This is a genomic window from Mesorhizobium sp. M7A.F.Ca.CA.004.06.1.1 (genome assembly GCF_003999135.1).
GTDB lineage: Bacteria > Pseudomonadota > Alphaproteobacteria > Rhizobiales > Rhizobiaceae > Mesorhizobium.
In genome coordinates, this window is record NZ_RZPQ01000856.1 from 1 (window position 1) to 2,352 (window position 2,352).

General features: G+C 64.6%; 2 protein-coding genes. Both read left to right on the forward strand.

Features of this window, described 5'->3' with window-relative positions; all coding sequences use genetic code 11:
- On the forward strand, positions 1–1,089 hold a 1,089-nt coding region (locus EN906_RS31230; RefSeq protein WP_127375647.1), incomplete at its 5' end, for an FAD-containing oxidoreductase.
- A gap of 125 nt (positions 1,090–1,214) precedes the next feature.
- The coding region (locus tag EN906_RS31235) for an MFS transporter (protein WP_164777503.1) at positions 1,215–2,352 on the forward strand (1,138 nt) is incomplete at its 3' end.

The window sequence follows — 2,352 nt, forward strand, 5'->3', positions numbered from 1 at the left end:
CGCACCAATCTCGAGACCTGGATTGCCGGCATGGACAAATGCACCCTCTATCGCGGCCATGCGCGTTTCGAATCCGCCAACACGGTGCGCGTCGGCGACGATCTGCTGACCGCCGAAAAGATCTTCCTCAACACCGGCGGCCGAGCCTCGGTCCCAGACCTGCCTGGCATCCACGACATCGACTATCTGACCAATTCCTCGATGATGGATCTCGACGTGCTGCCGCGCCATCTCATCGTCGTCGGCGGCAGCTACATCTCGCTCGAATTCGCACAGATGTTCCGCCGCTTCGGTAGCGAAGTTACCGTCATCGAGAAGAGCCCACGCCTGACCGGCCGCGAGGACGAGGATGTCTCCGCCGCCATCCTGTCGATCCTCGAAAACGAGGGCATCACGGTCCATGTCGGCGCCGACGACATCGCTTTCGCCAGACAGGGCCAGGACATTGCCGTAACCTTCTCCGCCGGCAAACCGCCGGCGGTCGGCTCGCACGTGCTGCTGGCTCTGGGGCGGACGCCCAACACCGATGACCTCGGCCTGGAGAGGGCTGGCGTGGAGGTCGACAAGCGCGGCTTCGTCTCTGTAGACGACCAGTTGCGCAGCAGCGTGCCCGGCATCTGGGCGATGGGCGACTGCAACGGCAGGGGCGCCTTCACCCACACCTCCTACAACGACTACGAGATCGTCGCCGCCAACCTGCTGGACAACGATCCGCGCAAGGTCAGTGATCGCATCGAAGCCTATGCGCTCTACATCGACCCACCGCTCGGCCGCTGCGGCATGACCGAGGCCGCGGTGAAGAAATCCGGCCGTCGCGCGCTGGTCGGCCAGCGGCCGATGACCCGCGTCGGCCGCGCTATCGAAAAGGGCGAGACGCAGGGCTTCATGAGGATCCTGGTCGACGCCGACACCAGGCAGATCCTCGGCTGCTCGGTGCTCGGCCCCGGCGGCGACGAGGTTATCCATAGCGTACTCGACCTGATGTACGCCAAGGCGCCCGTCGACACGCTGGCGCGTGCCGTGCACATCCACCCGAATGTCTCGGAGCTGTTGCCAACCATTGCCCAGGAATTGAAGCCGCTGGTTTGACAGCCTGTTAGCGACCCATTTCAAAGCTCTTCCTTTTCTGCATCGCTGCGATGCAGCAATGCAGCTTGCGCACGGTGGCGTCCTTCGCGCAGTCTCAATTTGAACCGATTCAGTCTGGACGCCCCATGCCCTTGCCGATCCTTGCGCTTGCCATTGCGTCCTTCTGCATCGGTACCACCGAATTCGTGATCATGGGCCTGCTGCCCGAGGTCGCAGCCGACCTCGGCGTATCGATCCCTTCTGCCGGCCTGCTGGTTACCGGATATGCGCTGGGCGTCGTCTTCGGCGCGCCGATCGTGGCGATGGCCACCGCGCATTTGCCGCGTAAGCCTGTGCTGGTCGGGCTGGCCGTCCTGTTCGTCATCGGCAATCTGTTTTGCGCCATCTCGCCCAACTACTGGACGCTGATGGCCGCGCGCGTTTTCACCGCTTTCGGCCATGGCGCCTTCTTCGGCATCGGCTCGGTCGTTGCCGCCAGCCTGGTGCCGCGCAACAAACGCGCCAGCGCCATCGCGCTGATGTTCGCCGGGCTGACGCTGTCCAACATCCTGGGTGTTCCCGCCGGAACCGCACTTGGCGAAGCGTTCGGCTGGCGCTCCACCTTCGTTGCCGTGGTCGGTATCGGCCTGATCTCGGTGGCAGCGATCGCCTGGCTGGTGCCGTCCGATGTCGCCCAGCCAAGCGGTGGCGGCCTGCGCGGCGAGCTGCGCGTGCTGGGCAAGCTGCAGGTCTGGCTGGCCATGCTGATCGCGGCGCTGACCTCCGCAAGCCTGTTCACCGTCTTCACCTACATCAAACCCTACCTCACCGAGGTATCGGGCTTGTCGACCTCGGCAGTCACGTGGGTTCTGCTGCTGTTCGGCGCGGGCATGACCATCGGCAACATTATCGGCGGCAGACTGGCCGACTGGAAACTGATGCCGACAGTGATCGGCACGCTGCTGCTGATGGCCCTGCTTTTCGTTGGCTTCAGGCAGTTCGGCGCAATCGCCAGCGTTGCCGTCGGCATCGTCTTCCTGTGGGGCCTGCTCATCTTCGTCGTCGTGCCGCCGCTGCAGATCCGGGTCGTCGAGGCGGCCTCCGAGGGACCGAACCTCGCCGCCACGCTGAACCAGGGCGCCTTCAATGTCGGCAATGCCAGCGGCGCCTGGATCGGCGGCGTTGCCCTTTCCGCCGGTGTTTCCTATGCCAATTTGCCGCTGGTCGGCGCAGCACTCGCTTTGTTGGCGGTCACCGTCGCCGTGCTGTCGCAGGCGCTGGACC